Source organism: Mesorhizobium sp. C416B (assembly GCF_030323165.1).
GTDB lineage: Bacteria > Pseudomonadota > Alphaproteobacteria > Rhizobiales > Rhizobiaceae > Mesorhizobium.
Genome location: NZ_CP100471.1, coordinates 996,880 through 1,011,234 on the forward strand (window position 1 = coordinate 996,880; position 14,355 = coordinate 1,011,234).

Genomic DNA, 14,355 nt, shown 5'->3' on the forward strand with positions numbered 1-14,355 from the left:
TCAGCCTTTCGCGATCAGCTCGCCGATATCCCCAGCCGACAGGGGTTTGCTGAAATAATTGCCCTGCACCTCGTCACAATTGTTCTTGCGCAGGAAGGCGACCTGGTCTTCCGTTTCGACACCTTCGGCCAGCACCCGAAGGTTCAACTTCTGCCCTAGGGAAATCACGGCGCCAGTGACCGCCTGATCGTTCTCGTCGGTCGCGAGATCGTTGATGAAGGACTTGTCGATCTTCAGCCGCGCCACCGGAAACGTCTTGAGGGCGCTGAGACTGGAATAGCCTGTTCCGAAATCGTCGATCGATATCTGCACGCCGAGCTTTTGCAGTCCGTTCATCGTTGCGACCGCCAGCTCGAATCCTGCATGATCAGGCTTTCCGTCACTTCGAGCTCGAGATACCTCGCCTCCAGGCCGCTTTCCTTCAATGCGTTGACGACGCGGTCGATCAGGTTCTTCTCCCGGAACTGCCGCGCCGACACGTTGACGCAGACGGTTACGGGCGACAGACCGGCGCGCTGCCAGGCTTTGTTCTGCCGGCAGGCTTCGTGCAGGATCCAGTCGCCGAGCGGCACGATCAGCCCGGTCTCCTCGGCGGTCGGGATGAACATCGCCGGCGAAACCAGGCCTCGCGTCGGGTGGTTCCAGCGCACCAGCGCTTCGACGGCGAAAACCTGCCCCGATCGCAGATCCACCTGTGGCTGATAGTGCAGAGCGAATTCCGACCGGGCGAGCGCGTTTCGCAATTCCTCCTGAAGCAGGAATTTTTCATGTGCCGTTGAGTTGAACCCCGGGGCATAGAACTGGAAATTGTCGCGGCCGAATTCCTTGGCGCGATACATGGCGGCGTCGGCATTGGCCAACAGCGTATCCGGGCTGGTCCCGTCCTTCGGGTAATTTGCGATGCCGATGCTGGCCGTCGTTCTCAGCCGATGCTCTCCGACAAGAACCGGTTCCGCGATCGCATCCCTGATCGTCTGCAGGGTTTCCGAGACCACATCGACATTGGTGGTTTGGTCGAACAGGACGATGACAAATTCGTCGCCGCCAAGCCGCACGACGGTGTCGGTGGCCTTCACGCATCCAACCAAACGGCTGGCGACGGTCTTGAGGAGTTCGTCGCCGGCATTGTGGCCAAACGTATCGTTCACCAGTTTGAAATTGTCGAGATCGATGAACACCACCGTCATCCAGCGATTGTATCGCTGCGCGTAGAGGACCGCCTGGGAAAGCCGATCCTCCAGCAAAGCGCGATTGGGCAGGCCGGTCAGCGCATCATGGTTGGCCATGAAGTGGATCTGGTCTTCCGCCAATTTGCGCTCGATTGCGATGCCGGCAATGTGTGTGGTGAATTCGATCAGGCGGGTCTCGGCATGGGTGGGTTCGCGCACGGTCATCGAATACATGGCAAAGGCGCCCAACACGACGCCCCGATGCGACAGGATCGGGGTTGACCAGCACGAACGATAGCCATGGGGTGCCGCCAGTTCGCGGTAATCGTCCCAAAGCGGATCCTGCAGAATATCGGTAACAATGACCGGTTCCCGCCGGTAGATGGCGGTTCCGCAGGATCCCACCTTGGGACCGATGGCGGCCCCATCGATGGCGCTCGTATAGGCTTTCGCCAGGCCCGGCGCCGCACCGTGACGCAAATGAATGCCGTCCTTGTCGAGCAGCAGGACGGAACCGAATATCCCCTTCAACTGAGACTCGACGAAGCGCATGAGGCGGTCGAGCACGTCCTCCAGCGGCGCGCTCGTGGCAATCATTTCGAGGATCTGCGCCTGCCCGCTGCGAAGGACATCCGCCTGCTTGCGGGCGGTGATGTCGTGGGCGATGCCAACCAGGCCGAAGATTTCATTTTGACGATTGCGCAGCGGCACCTTCGTCGACGAAAGCCATTTGCCGGCGCCCGACGCATCGACGACAAACTCTTCCGCGTCGATCATTGGTTGTCCGCTCTTGAGCAGGCGCTGCTCGACCAGGCGAAATTTCCGCGCAAATTCCGGGGGGTGGAGATCAAAATCGGTCAAACCGATCATGTCGCTGGTCTTGTTGCGGCCGCTATCGGTCGCAAGGGCGCTGTTGACCACGACGAAACGGCTTTGCGTATCCTTGACCCAGAGATAATCGGGCACCCAGTCGATCAGCGCCTGCAGCGAAATGCGCTCGTCGACGATCTGCCGATTGGCGAGGAGTTCAGTGATGTCCTCATGCGTGGCGATCCAACTGCCATCGGGCATGGGCTGGTTACGGATCTGGATTGTGCGACCATCGACAAGTTTGGCGGTCCAGAGCCGCGAAGCCTTGGCCGAATTGATCGAGCGAGCCGTTGCGAGATAGGTGTCGGCGGCCGTCGCCGCCGTGCCGGCGGCAACGCGGCGTTCGACTATTTCGCTCAGTGTCACGCCAGGCCGCAATTCCTCGGGCGCAATGCGGTAGATTTCCGCATAGCGCCGGTTGCTCAGGATCAGCCGTTCATCGGCATCGAAAAAGCAGATGCCTTGCGAAATATTCTCGATCGCAGTCTCGAAGCGCAGGGTCTGCCCTTCGAGACCCGCAATGGTCGTGCGAAGTTCTCCCTCGAGCGTATCGTAGGAAACGTCAGCCAGTCTTGCCAATGCGGCTACGCCCACCGGCCGGCGCGCCCCGACGGATCTTCTGGATGACTTCGTGACCAAACAGACCTCCTCCGGTTTGGCACCTGAAACAAGAAAGGGCCTCTGTCGTGCCAGACGAAAGTCGACTGACAATGTTACAGATGTGCTAATTCAAGATGAACTGTAACGGAATTGGAGGCGTCAGCAACCAGATACCAAAGGTGCAAATGTCATTTCAAATCAACTTCCAACGGCTCATTATCGATATTCTTTTGCACACGCGGGTTTTGACGATCATCCGAGCAACAATCATCAGGGGCAACCAGCTTGCTGCCAGCGCTACCGGCGCCCGCCTCAATCCATATGCGCGGCAGGAGCGGCCGCGCCGGCCGGAGCGGTCTTCGGCTTGCGCAGCAGGAAGACAAACGGAATGGCAACCAGCGTCATCACCATCAGCAGTTTGAAGTCGTTGACGTAGGAGATCATCATCGCCTGGATGTTGACCATGCGGTCCACCTGCGAAAGTGCCGTCGGATCGCCGCCTGCTGCCGCCGGCGAGGCCGCCCACAAATTGGGGTTGAACGGGTTGATGAAAGCCGACAGTTCGGTGTGATTGACCTGCGTGTTGCGCACCATGAGAACCGTCACCACCGACACGCCGATCGACGAACCGAGATTTCGAACCAGGCTGAACAGGGCCGTGGCGTCGGTGCGGAAGCGCACGTCGAGCGTGGCGAAGGCCACCGTCGACAGCGGCACGAACACCATGCCCATGCCGAGGCCCTGGATGACGCCGGAGCTGAGGATCAGCCAATTGTCCATCTGCGGCGTGAAGGAGGACATGGTGTAGAGCGACTGCGCGGTGAGCAGAAAGCCGATGACGACGAGGATGCGGGCGTCGATCCTGCTCATGAGCCGTCCAACGACAAGCATCGAAATCATCGTGCCGACACCGCGCGGCCCCAGGACGACGCCGATGGTGACGGTCGGATAGCCGAAGATGGTCGACAGCATCGGCGGCAGCAGCGACATCGAGGCCAGGATCAGCACGCCCATGACGAAGATGAAAGCCAGACCGGTGACGAAATTGCGGTCGAGGAAGATCTTGGGGTCGATGAAAGGACGTTCCGCCGTCAGTGTATGGATGATGAAAACCCAGAAGCCGGTGATCGAAAGAGCAAGCTCGATCCAGATTTCGACCGAGGAAAACCAGTCGACCTCGCCGCCGCGGTCGAGCAGCAGCTGCAGCGCGCCGACGCCGAGCGAAATCATGGCGAAACCGAAGAAATCGAAGCTGCGGATCCGCCGGGCAACGACCGGCAAATAGGCTGCCATGCCGAGGAAGGCGATGATGCCGACCGGCAAATTGATGAAGAACACCCAGCGCCAGTTGAAATTCTCGGTCAGCCAACCGCCCAGCGTCGGACCCAGGATCGGCCCCAGCATGATGCCGGCGCCCCAGATGGCCATCGCCTGGCCGTGGCGTTCCCTGGGGTTGATGTCGAGCAGGAAGGTCTGCGACAGCGGCACGATGGCTGCGCCGAACACGCCCTGCATCAGCCGGAAGAACACTATGCTCTCCAGGCTCCAGGCAATGCCGCACAGCATCGAGAACACGGTGAAGCCGACAACCGCCGCCAGGAACAGTTCCTTGCGGCCGAAGCGGTCGGCCAGCCAGCCGGTCACCGGCGTCATGATCGCGGCGGCAACGATGTAGGAGGTCAACACCCAGTTTATGTTGTCGGGCGACGCGCCGAGGTCGCCGGTCATGGTCGGCAGCGCGACATTGGCAATCGTGGTGTCGAGCGCCTGCATGACCGTCGCCAGCATCAGCGCCACGGTGATCAGGCCGCGATGCGGCACTTCCTTGAAAGGTTCTGGTGTGGTCATGATGCGGAACTTCCGACAGGTTACAAAAACGTGTACATTAGGTTTCCGGGCGGCGAGGCCTTCTCTGGTGAAGAGACCCTCATCGCGGTGGGACGCGATCTATCGATGTGGGGGTTACATCGATCGAAGGTCTCGACACATCAGGCGCTTGCCGCCCGGAAATCCAAGGTCCGAAGGATGGGCGCCGAGATGGTCCAGGTTCTGGGCAGGCCGCGATGCGGCCCGGTCCAATCCACCCCTCGTTCAACCTGCCGTCGGACCGATCCTGTCATCTCAACTTCACCTCGCCTGCGGCGGGCGTTCTGCCGGGCCGTGATCCTGCTTTTCGAGATCACGGTCCATTCACAGTCTATTGTGCTTCGCCTGCGGTGGCGTGGCCGAAGATAGCGGGGAACCCGCGAGCAACGCCGGTATCCACCGTAACCGAGGCGCTCATGCCGGTGCGCAGCGCCATTTTGGCGTCGGCATCGGTCAGTTCCAGGCGCACCGGAATGCGCTGCGTGACCTTGACCCAGTTGCCGGTGGCGTTTTGAGCTGGCAGCAGCGAAAACTCCGCGCCGGTGCCGGCGCCGATCGCCTTGACGGTGGCCTCGAAAGTTCTGCCCGGATAGGTGTCGACGACGATCTCGGCCTTCTGGCCAGGCTCCATGTGGGTAAGCTGGGTTTCCTTGAAATTGGCATCGATCCAGGTGTCGCCGGTCTCGACCAACGCAAACAGCGGCGTGCCGGAACCGACATACTGGCCGATCTTGAACGAGGAGGCCTGGCTGATGACGCCGTCGGCCGGCGCCTTGACCGTGGTCTGCGCCAGATCGTAGGCGGCCTTGTCGCGCGCGGCGAGTGCGGCCATCACCGTCGGATGCTTGTCGGTCTCGATATCGGGATTGCCGGCGAGAGCCGCCTTGGCGCTGATGATGCCTTGCTCGGCAACGGCCAGTTGCTGCCTGGCCTTGTCGAGATCGTTCTTGGCCTCGTCCAGCGACGATTTGGCGTTGATGCCCTTCTGGGCAAGGTCGGCGGCGCGGTCATACTGCGACTGCGCGTAGTCGACCTGGCTGGCATCGGACTTTTCCTGCGCCAGCGCCTGGCTGTAGGCGGCGCGCAGCTGTTCGATACCGACGCGTGCGACTGCGACCGCCGCGTCGGCCTGCGCCAATGCAATCCGGTAGGGCTCGGGGTCGACGGCAAACAGCACATCGCCCTGCTTGACCTGCTGATTGTCCGAGATGCCGACCTGAACGATGCGGCCGGCGGTGTCCGAGGCGATCGACACCTTGGCCTGCTGCAAATTGGCGTTCTCGGTTTCCTGATAGCGGCCGCCGGTCACCCAGACATAACCGCCACCAATGGCCAGCGCGGCCGGCAGGACGACCATCAGCAGCAAGCGGCCGAGGCGGCGCTTCTTGACCGGAGCCGGAGTGGGCTGCACCGGGGGAGCCACCGCGACAGGTGCTGCGGCCGGCTGTGCAGGCGCTTCGGCGGCCGGCTTTGCCGGCGTCTCGATCTTGGTTACATTCTCGTCTAGCTTGGCTGCCGCGTTCATGCTGCTGCCCCTTCCGTACTCTTCAAGGACGACGTCTCGCCGTCCGCCAGGTTTTGCACGATGGTGTCCAGCGCCCGGATAAGGACGCGGCGGTCGTCCGGCGAAACGCCGACCAGCGATTCCTCATAAACTTCGCCAGCAAGGCTTTTGACCTCGGCATAGGCCGCGTTCGCCTTGGCTGTCGGGAAGATCATACGCACGCGCCGGTCAGTTGCGTCGGAGCGCCGCTCGATCCAGCCGCCCTCCTCCATCCGGTCGACGAGGCGTGAAACGCTGATCGGCTCGATTTCGAGAAGTTCGGCGAGGCGAGCCTGGGCGACGCCCGCCTCCTTGGCAACGCGAACCAGAAGCCGCCATTGTGCCGAGGAAAGGCCAAGTCCGCTGGCGCGCGCCTCGAAGCGCTTGCGCATAAGGCGCTGCACGTCGTGGATCAAAAAGCCCAATCTATCTATGCCGTCGGAAATCATGAGCGGTATATATTTTAAGCGTGCTTACCATTCAAGGCGCCGCATTGCACCAGAGCCGAAAAAGAGGGATGGCAGCCATGCAGATGCGGTCATGGCACAGGCAATGACGGTTGCGGATGACCTCCCGACCGAGACGTGAATTGCCGTCGAGAACGCCGTGAGAAGAAATGTCGTCTTGCGCGTCCTCGCCACCGGCACACCTAGGCTTTCGGCGGCATTTCGCCGGCGGCGAAGGCATCGAGCCGGCGGTGGTTCCACAGCGCATAGGCAAGGGTGGTGCCCGCACCTAGCGCGCCCAGATATTGTCCCAGCGAGCCAGGCCGAGGCCGCCCAGCAACGGCTTTCCACGATGGTGACCTGCCACAGTCGACCAGCGCCTTCGATTTTACGACAGGCGCAATTTCGATCAAACTGGCCTCGCAAAAAGCCGACAAAATGTGCCGCCAAATGCGAGGAGACCTATGAACCCGACCGAGAAAGCGCTGTGGTTTGTCGAGAGCCATCTGCCGGAAGCGATCTCGCTTGAAGATGTCGCGCAAAGCAGCGGCGTCTCGCGCTTTCATGTGACGCGCGCCTTTAGCGCCGCCACCGGCCGTTCGGTGATGGGCTATATGCGCGCGCGCCGGCTGACCGAAGCGGCGCGCAAGCTGGCCTCCGGCGCGCCCGACATCCTCGCGGTCGCGCTCGATGCCGGTTACGCCTCGCACGAAGCCTTCACCCGTGCCTTCCGCGACCAGTTCGGCACGACGCCGGAACTGGTGCGCGCGCAGGGCAGCCTCAGCAATCTCGACCTCGTGGAGCCGATCCTGATGGACCAGTCCTTCCTCGCCTCACTGCCGCCGCCGCGCTTCGAGACCGGCCGCCCCTTCCTCATTGCCGGGCTCGGTGAACGCTACAGCTGCGAGACCAGCGCTGCCATTCCGATGCAGTGGCAGCGTTTCGGTCCATATATCGGCAACATTCCGGGCGAGACCGGCGACGTCGCCTATGGCGTCTGCGTCAATGGCGACGATGCCGGCAATTTCGACTATATCGCCGGGGTCGAAGTTTCGGATTTCTCGGACCTGCCGAAGGAGCTTTCGCGGGTGCGGGTGCCGGCGCAGAAATACGCCGTGTTCACCCATGCCGAGCACATCTCCACCATCCGCCGCACCGTCAACACGATCTGGAACAAATGGCTGCCGGCCTCGGGGCACGATATAGCCGACGGCCCCGAATTCGAGCGCTACGGCCCGGAGTTCGATCCGCGCAGCGGCAATGGCGGACTGGAGATATGGGTCCCGGTGGCCTGAACGCCGCTACAGCTCCAGGTTCCAGTTCTGGCCGACCAGATCCTTGCCGAAGGCGTGATGGCGCTCTTCGTCCACCAGCCTGAAGCCGGCACTCTCGTAGATGTGGCGGGCGGCGGTCAGGATGTCGTTGGTCCATAGGGTCAGCGTCGTGTAGCCCTTGGCACGAGCAAAGCCGATGCACTCCTGAACCAGCCGCTTGCCGATGCCGAGGCCGCGCGCCGATGGTTCGACATAGAGCAGGCGCAGCTTCGCCACCGCGTCGGATTTGCGCACGACGAAGACCGAGCCGACCACCTCCCCTTGCCGTTCGGCAATCCAGCTGCGTTCCCATTCTGGATCGAAGGATTTTACGAAGGCGCCGAGGATTTCGGCGACCAGCGCCTCGTAGGTTTCGTCCCAGCCATAGTCCTGTGCGTAGATCTGTCCTTGGCGGCGCACCACCCAGCCGATGTCGCCGACCTGCAAGGGGCGCAGCATATACGGCACTTTGGACTCCGGGCTGTCGCCCAGGAGTTGCTGCACCGTCTGCATGGCCTTGACCAGCCGGTCCTGTTCGGCAGCAGGAAGCCGCTCCAGCAAGGCCGCGACCTGGTCGTGCGAAGCCCGGTTCAGCGGCGCGAAGGCCTGCCGCCCCACCGGCGTCAGCGTGATCGACGACTGCCGCGCATCCGACGCCAGCGGCGCGCGCGCTATCAACTGCAGGTGCTCGAACTTCTTCAGGAGCCGGCTGACATAACCGGCGTCGAGGCCGAGATCGCGGATGAGATCGCTGGCGGTCAGGCCATCGCGATGCGCCAGTTCGTAGAGCACCCGCGCCTCGGTCAGCGAGAAGGCGCTTTTCAGCAGGCCTTCGTCGAGCAGACCTATCTGGCGGGTGTAGAAGCGGTTGAAAGCCCGCACCGCGTCGATGCGTTCCTTGCCGGGTTGATGATGGATCGTCATGGGAAGCCTCCTGCCCATCAACGATCGGTCATTTATTTGACTTAGTCAAGTATCGAGGAGATGCTCCCCCGGTCGTGTCTCAGGCGATGGCGCGGCGGCGCCGTGCGATCAGGACGAACAGGCCGAGCAGCACGACGCTAGCCGCAGCACTGGCGGCGGCAAATTCCGGCACCGGCCGAAAATCCTTGCCGTCGATCAGCAGCGATGCCGCGACCGGGCCGATCGCCAGACCGAAAAGCTGGGCCGCCGGCACCAGAAGCACGGCCGTGCGCGTCTCGTCAGCGGTGATCGCCAGCCGGATCTGATAGGGCACGATGAACAGAAGGATGAAGCCCATGATCAAGGCCGCGACCCAGAAAACCGTCAGGCCGGGGCTGCCGGCGAGCACCACGGAACTGGCGACGGCGACCACGCCGATCGCCACGATGACGAAGCGGTAGTCGATACGCGCCTCGAAGACGGTAGCCGTCATTGCGCCCAGCACCTGCAATGCGAGGCTGGCCGAGACGATCAGGCCGACGCTGCGGCCATCGATGCCGTATTGTGCGCCAAGCGGCTCGAGAAACGCCCAGACCGAGCCGAAGAACATGAAGTAGCAGAAGACGCACAGCAAAGCGGCAAGCGAAGGAACGGTCAGCACATTGCTGAACTGTTCCTCCTTGGGCAGGTCGGCATAGCTATCGGGGACGATGAAGGCGACCGCCACCGAAGCGATGCAGACGACGGCAAGGACGATGAAGCCGCCTGCCGATCCGGCGGCCGGGATGACGTAAAGCGCCAGCAGCAGGGCAAGGGCGCATTGCGCCAGGGTCTGAAGGGTGACGAAGAAGCCGCCGATGCGCTCGGCCCGGCGCGAACGGGCGATCAGTTCCGTGGCGACCGCCACCAGCCCACCCTCGGCGAGGCCCGCCACCGCGCGGGCGGCAATCAGCGAGGTCGAGGTCAGCGCATAGGCGGTCGCGCAGTTAGCCAGCGCCAGCAAGAGCAAAAGGCAGGCACTTTTCGAGCGCATATTGTGGGCGGACAGCATCATGGCGATGACCGCCGATCCGATGCCGATGGCAATCATCTCGGCCGTGGCGACCAGCGCGAGTTCGTCGCCGCTGACATGCCCCTCGGTATAGAGCGCGCCGAGCAGCACCGGCTGCAGCCCGAGAATGAGCAGGCCGACCGAGCCGATCCACAATGCCGAGGCGAGTTGCGCCCCAGTGGGGTTGCCGACCAGCCAGTCGCCGTTCCCGGCATCGGCGTTACCAGCAGAAGTCACGGTCGCCTCCCAACGTCCTTGCCTGGCGGCAAAAAAACTGACAGTCTGTCAGCATTTAGAAACTGATACTCGATCATATTCGTTTGTCAATCAGTAGCGGGACTTGGCACCAACAAGGCTGGGGATGGTCTTGGCGATCGAATGGTCTGGGCGATCGAGAGGATGGCGGCATGAACGAAGCAGTGCAGATGACGACCGAACCGAGGCGCAGGCCCAAACAGGAGCGCAGCCGCGAGCGCATCGACGCCATCCTGTCGACGACCATGCGGCTGATCGGCGAGAAAGGCATCGACGCCGTCACCATGAAGGAAGTCGGCGCACAGGCCGGCGGGCCGATCGCCACCGTCTATCATTACTTCCCCAACAAGTCGGCGATCCTGGCGATGCTCTACGAGCGATTCTCCGAAGTGAGCCGCGCCCGGCTTGCCGCGATCGTTGCCGACGTCGGCGGGCTGAGCGACGTTATCGCTGCGGCCGACCGGCTGCTCGACGACTACTATGAGCGCGTCGCCGGCGACCCCGCCATTCAGGACCTGCAAAACGCCATCCAGGCTGACAAGGCGCTGAAGAATCTCGACATCGCCGAAACCCGGCACCAGGCGACGATGTTCTGCGACCATGTCGGCCCCTTTCTCGCGCCAGAGCGACGCAATGAGTTCGGCCGTATGGTTTTCCTGATCTTCCAGCTGGCCGGCGGCGTCGTGCGCATGGCGCTGACCCAGGACCAGGAGGAAAGCCGCCACACCATCGAGGACTACCGGTCGATCATCCATACGCAGCTGGGGTTGTTTCTCTAGCGCCCGATTCGACCCCGTCCGGTCTGGTGGATGAGGTTTTCGAAGCCGTCGGCCAGGTTTGCGGCGCCGGCGGCGACGATCTTCGACAGGTTTCTGGCGCGACCCGGGGTCTTGTTGGCATCGAGCAGCACGGCCCTGCCCTCATGCACGACAAAGTCGAATTTGCCATAGTCGAAGCCCAGCTTCCGACGCAAGGCGCGCAATTCGTCGGGAACCGCAACCGGCTCCCGGCGGATGGTGTCGTCGCCCTTGACCAGGCGCTGCGGCGAGACATAGCGGGTGCAGCGCTCCCGATCGCCGCAGAATATCCAGAACCGCGCCGCAAACCCGTCGGGCTCGATTTCGGGAATGAATTTTTCCACGATCAGGTCGGCACGCCTGAAAATCTCCGGCGCCACATCGGCCAGCGAGGCATGCACCTGATAACGGTCGAAGGTCTGCGCGCCCGGGAAAGGCACTGCCTTGCCGGCGCGAACGGATTTTCGGTTGAGCTGCTCCTCGGGCGTCCCCCAATGATTGAGGTTGCTCTTGACGATGACCTGGCCGCTCCAGTTGGCACCCTCCTCGAGGATAGCACCGCTGATGCGGCGCTTGGAAATGTCGGTTGCACCAAGATTGAGACAAATCGGAAATCCGCGCGCGTAGTCGACATAGTCCGATGGCGTCACTGTCGCGTCGACATGCAGGACGGCAATATCGGCGCTATGACTTGCCGAGGGTCCACGCATGATCTGCACGGAGTGACCGCGCCGTTTCAGCTCCGCCAGGACGTCGAACAGCATGTAGGGGCTGTCCTGGCGCAGCAGGAGGCCCCGCCGGCTCTGGAAGCGGTCAAATTCATGCGTTATGACGGCAATGCGGGCCATGGCCTTTCCTGCATGAGGTAACTCGCAAGGCAACCAACAGCCTGGAAGGAAATATGTCCAGCCTTTCCCCAAACCGTTCCGCATGACTGAGCATTGGGACGCAATTCGCCGTCATTGGCGGCTTCTCGGGTCGCCGCTGTGTCCGCCCCCGGAAGCTGTCGCCGCCTATGAGCGCGAACTTAGCCTGCAATCAGTCGATGTGGTGCTGCTCGGGGTCACGCCGGAGCTTGCCGGCCTCGGAAGGACCATGCTCGCGATCGACGAGTCCACTGCCATGATATCGGGCATCTGGCCGGGCGATACCGCCTCACGCAAGGCGGTGATCGGCAACTGGCTGGAGTTGCCGCTGGGCGACGAAAGCGCCGGGGCGGTGATCGGCGACGGCTGTCTGTCGGCGCTGGACTCCTCGGTTACACGGCAGGCGCTGCTTGCCGAGATCGCGCGTGTGCTGAAGTCCGATGGGCGGGCTGCATTGCGCGCCTATGCAAGCCCTCAGGTGCCGGACGATCTGCAGGAGGTCCGGGCGCTGACGCTGTCCGGTGGTGTCGCGACCTTCCACGAACTCAAATGGCGCATTGCCATGGCTTGTGCCGGCGGCGATCCCGACCGCGCCATTCCGGTGCGGGCGATCCTCGACGCCTTCGATGCGCTGTTTGCCGACCGGGAGGCCCTTGCCGCGACGACCGGATGGGAGATGCCGGTCATCGGCACCATCGATGTCTATGCGAATTCGCAGACTGTCTACAGTTTCGCCCCGGCGGCGACGCTGGTCGAAGAGGCGAGCCGGTTTTTTGACAGTGTCCGCCTCGCGCCGACAGGGACCTATGGGCTGGCTGAACGCTGTCCGCTTCTGGTGCTTGAATCGCTGCGGCGCCGGTAGATTTCTTCGGCACGCTGTTGCCGCATGACACTCGGTGGGCGAAGCCTGTCGAAGTCTAGGGCGGCATGACCATCTGGCCTTGGTTCGCCGCAATTTGCGGAGTCGGCCAGCTTCAGAGCTTTACTTTGGCATGCGGAAACTAGACTTTCCTCCAGTAGTTCAGCTCTGCGGGAGGGATGCATTGGGGATTCGCTTTCAATGGTTTGCACGCCTGATGGCAATTGCCGCGGCACTCGGGGCCACATTGCCACCGGCCCAATGCGAAGATGCACACTCGTTGATCGTGCCTTTGATCAAATTGGAGTATCCCGGAGAGCCAAGGAACATTCGCATGCTTTATGTGAAAATCCTTTCGCTCGGCGATCACACAGTAAACCAGCCTTTGCTGCTCGATACCGGATCGAGCGGAATGACGATCGAGTGCCAATCGGTGCTGTCGGCCGAACTCTGTTCGGACACAGGAATAAAGATCACGAAGGATCAGCAGATCGACGGCATCATGGTGACCACGCAACAGGCGGTGATGACGTATGGAACTTACGATGAGTACGGCAACGTTGCCTATGCTCGCGTGGCTTTCGGGTCGCCGAAATCCCCGGTCGCCACCATCACTGCAATCCCGTTCCTCATCCGCTACAAAGTAGTCAGGCGAAGTACCGGCGAAATCGTTGGTGGCCCGCTTTGGGCCAAAGGCACTTTCGGTATCTCTCCCGTTGGCGGAGGCGGACCAGACCGGATCATCAAATCTCCGCTTGCCTATGTGAACTTTGGGCCCGGCCTCCACAAAGGCTATTACCTCTCGCCGATCGGCGCCAAATGGAAGGTCTGCACAAACGAGGACGGCAACTGCCCGCAAGTGGAAGCGCTCCATATTGGCGTGCCGAAAGACGTAAAAAGGGACTTCAGGGTGCAAAGCTGGAAAGTGGCCAGCTTGCGATACAATTTTCCCACGATCGACGCCTGTATCTCATGGGGATTTGAACCGACGTGCCGGCCAACGCTTTACGATACGGGCAACTCAACGATCATGGTCCCCACCGACGCCTCGGCGCCGTATTCGTCGCTGAACCGAGGCACGAAAGTCCTGGTAAAAGCCGACGGACAGGACGATTGGAATTTCAAGACCACCTACAATCCCGAGGTGGAGATCGTTCCCGGGCTCGAGCATAACATCGTCGGCATCCGCTACTTCGAGAAGAATAGCCTGTTGCTGGATTTTGAAACGCGCGAGATCGGCCTGCGCCTCGGACATTGAGTTCCCATCGACAGGACGGCATTCGGGCCTGCGTTCAGGCAGCGAGCCGGGTTTTCCGGAATCGTGAGGCAACTTTGGAAAAATTTCGCGCTATTGCCCCTTCCCGCGCGCCTTGACTCTCGAAAGCCACGCGCTTATTTCAGCGCGACGTTAGCACTCTCCCCAGGTGAGTGCTAACGCACATCCGGCACCGCCGGATCGAGGAACAGCTCTCACCGTTCTCATTCGAGGAAGAAAAAATGGCAAAGTCGAAGTTCCGCCCGCTTCATGACCGCGTGGTCGTACGCCGGGTCGAATCCGAATCCAAGACCGCCGGCGGGATCATCATCCCGGATACGGCAAAGGAAAAGCCGCAGGAAGGCGAGATCATCGCCGTCGGCTCCGGCGCTCGCGACGAAGCCGGCAAGCTGGTCCCGCTGGACGTCAAAGCCGGCGACCGCATCCTGTTCGGCAAGTGGTCGGGCACCGAAGTCAAGCTCAATGGCGAAGACCTTCTGATCATGAAGGAATCCGACATTATGGGCATCATCGGCTGATTATCGGCCTCACCGTCAACTAA

General features: G+C 61.9%; 11 protein-coding genes and 2 pseudogenes. 5 read left to right on the forward strand and 8 right to left on the reverse strand.

Going from position 1 to position 14,355, the window contains the following annotated elements; translation table 11 throughout:
• The 5 genes and pseudogenes from NLY43_RS05030 to NLY43_RS05050 all read right to left on the reverse strand — a co-directional run.
• A pseudogene (locus NLY43_RS05030) lies at nt 1-2,678 on the reverse strand (EAL domain-containing protein).
• A gap of 273 nt (nt 2,679-2,951) precedes the next feature.
• Nucleotides 2,952-4,487 (reverse strand): DHA2 family efflux MFS transporter permease subunit, encoded by a 1,536-nt coding sequence (locus NLY43_RS05035; RefSeq protein ID WP_023671527.1) that lies wholly within the window; start codon nt 4,485-4,487, stop codon nt 2,952-2,954.
• Between the two features lie 349 nt (nt 4,488-4,836).
• Complete coding sequence (locus NLY43_RS05040; protein ID WP_023682980.1) at nt 4,837-6,030, reverse strand: HlyD family secretion protein; 1,194 nt, start codon at nt 6,028-6,030, stop codon at nt 4,837-4,839.
• Nucleotides 6,027-6,497: a MarR family winged helix-turn-helix transcriptional regulator gene (locus NLY43_RS05045; RefSeq protein WP_023682981.1), complete on the reverse strand. Its 471-nt coding sequence runs from the start codon at nt 6,495-6,497 to the stop codon at nt 6,027-6,029. Before NLY43_RS05045 ends, NLY43_RS05040 begins: the two co-directional genes overlap by 4 nt.
• 126 nt (nt 6,498-6,623) lie before the next feature.
• Nucleotides 6,624-6,831, reverse strand: a pseudogene (locus NLY43_RS05050) (iron chelate uptake ABC transporter family permease subunit); the annotation flags it as partial.
• Between the two features lie 127 nt (nt 6,832-6,958).
• On the opposite strand from NLY43_RS05050, the gene NLY43_RS05055 reads away from it, so the two are divergent.
• The gene (locus NLY43_RS05055; RefSeq protein WP_023712755.1) at nt 6,959-7,789 is read left to right on the forward strand and encodes an AraC family transcriptional regulator; all 831 of its coding nucleotides are present in this window, start codon (nt 6,959-6,961) and stop codon (nt 7,787-7,789) included.
• Nucleotides 7,790-7,795: 6 nt separating this feature from the next.
• On the opposite strand, the gene NLY43_RS05060 is transcribed toward NLY43_RS05055, so the two are convergent.
• Both NLY43_RS05060 and NLY43_RS05065 read right to left on the reverse strand, forming a co-directional pair.
• Nucleotides 7,796-8,731 (reverse strand): bifunctional helix-turn-helix transcriptional regulator/GNAT family N-acetyltransferase, encoded by a 936-nt coding sequence (locus tag NLY43_RS05060; protein WP_023712754.1) that lies wholly within the window; start codon nt 8,729-8,731, stop codon nt 7,796-7,798.
• Nucleotides 8,732-8,810: 79 nt separating this feature from the next.
• Nucleotides 8,811-9,998: an MFS transporter gene (locus tag NLY43_RS05065; RefSeq protein ID WP_023723606.1), complete on the reverse strand. Its 1,188-nt coding sequence runs from the start codon at nt 9,996-9,998 to the stop codon at nt 8,811-8,813.
• 170 nt (nt 9,999-10,168) lie between these two features.
• Between NLY43_RS05065 and NLY43_RS05070 the strand changes: the two genes are divergently transcribed.
• Nucleotides 10,169-10,795 (forward strand): TetR/AcrR family transcriptional regulator, encoded by a 627-nt coding sequence (locus tag NLY43_RS05070; RefSeq protein WP_023712752.1) that lies wholly within the window; start codon nt 10,169-10,171, stop codon nt 10,793-10,795.
• Here the strand turns inward: NLY43_RS05070 and NLY43_RS05075 are convergent.
• Nucleotides 10,792-11,661 (reverse strand): hypothetical protein, encoded by an 870-nt coding sequence (locus NLY43_RS05075; protein ID WP_023712751.1) that lies wholly within the window; start codon nt 11,659-11,661, stop codon nt 10,792-10,794. The genes NLY43_RS05070 and NLY43_RS05075 overlap by 4 nt on opposite strands.
• A gap of 82 nt (nt 11,662-11,743) precedes the next feature.
• On the opposite strand from NLY43_RS05075, the gene NLY43_RS05080 reads away from it, so the two are divergent.
• From NLY43_RS05080 to groES, 3 genes are all read left to right on the forward strand, one after another.
• Nucleotides 11,744-12,541: a class I SAM-dependent methyltransferase gene (locus NLY43_RS05080; protein ID WP_023712750.1), complete on the forward strand. Its 798-nt coding sequence runs from the start codon at nt 11,744-11,746 to the stop codon at nt 12,539-12,541.
• Nucleotides 12,542-12,872: 331 nt separating this feature from the next.
• Entirely contained in the window at nt 12,873-13,796 is a 924-nt protein-coding gene (locus tag NLY43_RS05085; RefSeq protein WP_023712749.1) for a hypothetical protein, read from the forward strand.
• Nucleotides 13,797-14,035: 239 nt separating this feature from the next.
• Nucleotides 14,036-14,332 carry a co-chaperone GroES gene (gene groES, locus NLY43_RS05090; RefSeq protein WP_006203049.1) on the forward strand — a complete coding sequence of 99 codons (297 nt, stop codon included), beginning with the start codon at nt 14,036-14,038 and terminating at the stop codon, nt 14,330-14,332.
• The last annotated feature ends 23 nt before the right edge of the window (nt 14,333-14,355 follow it).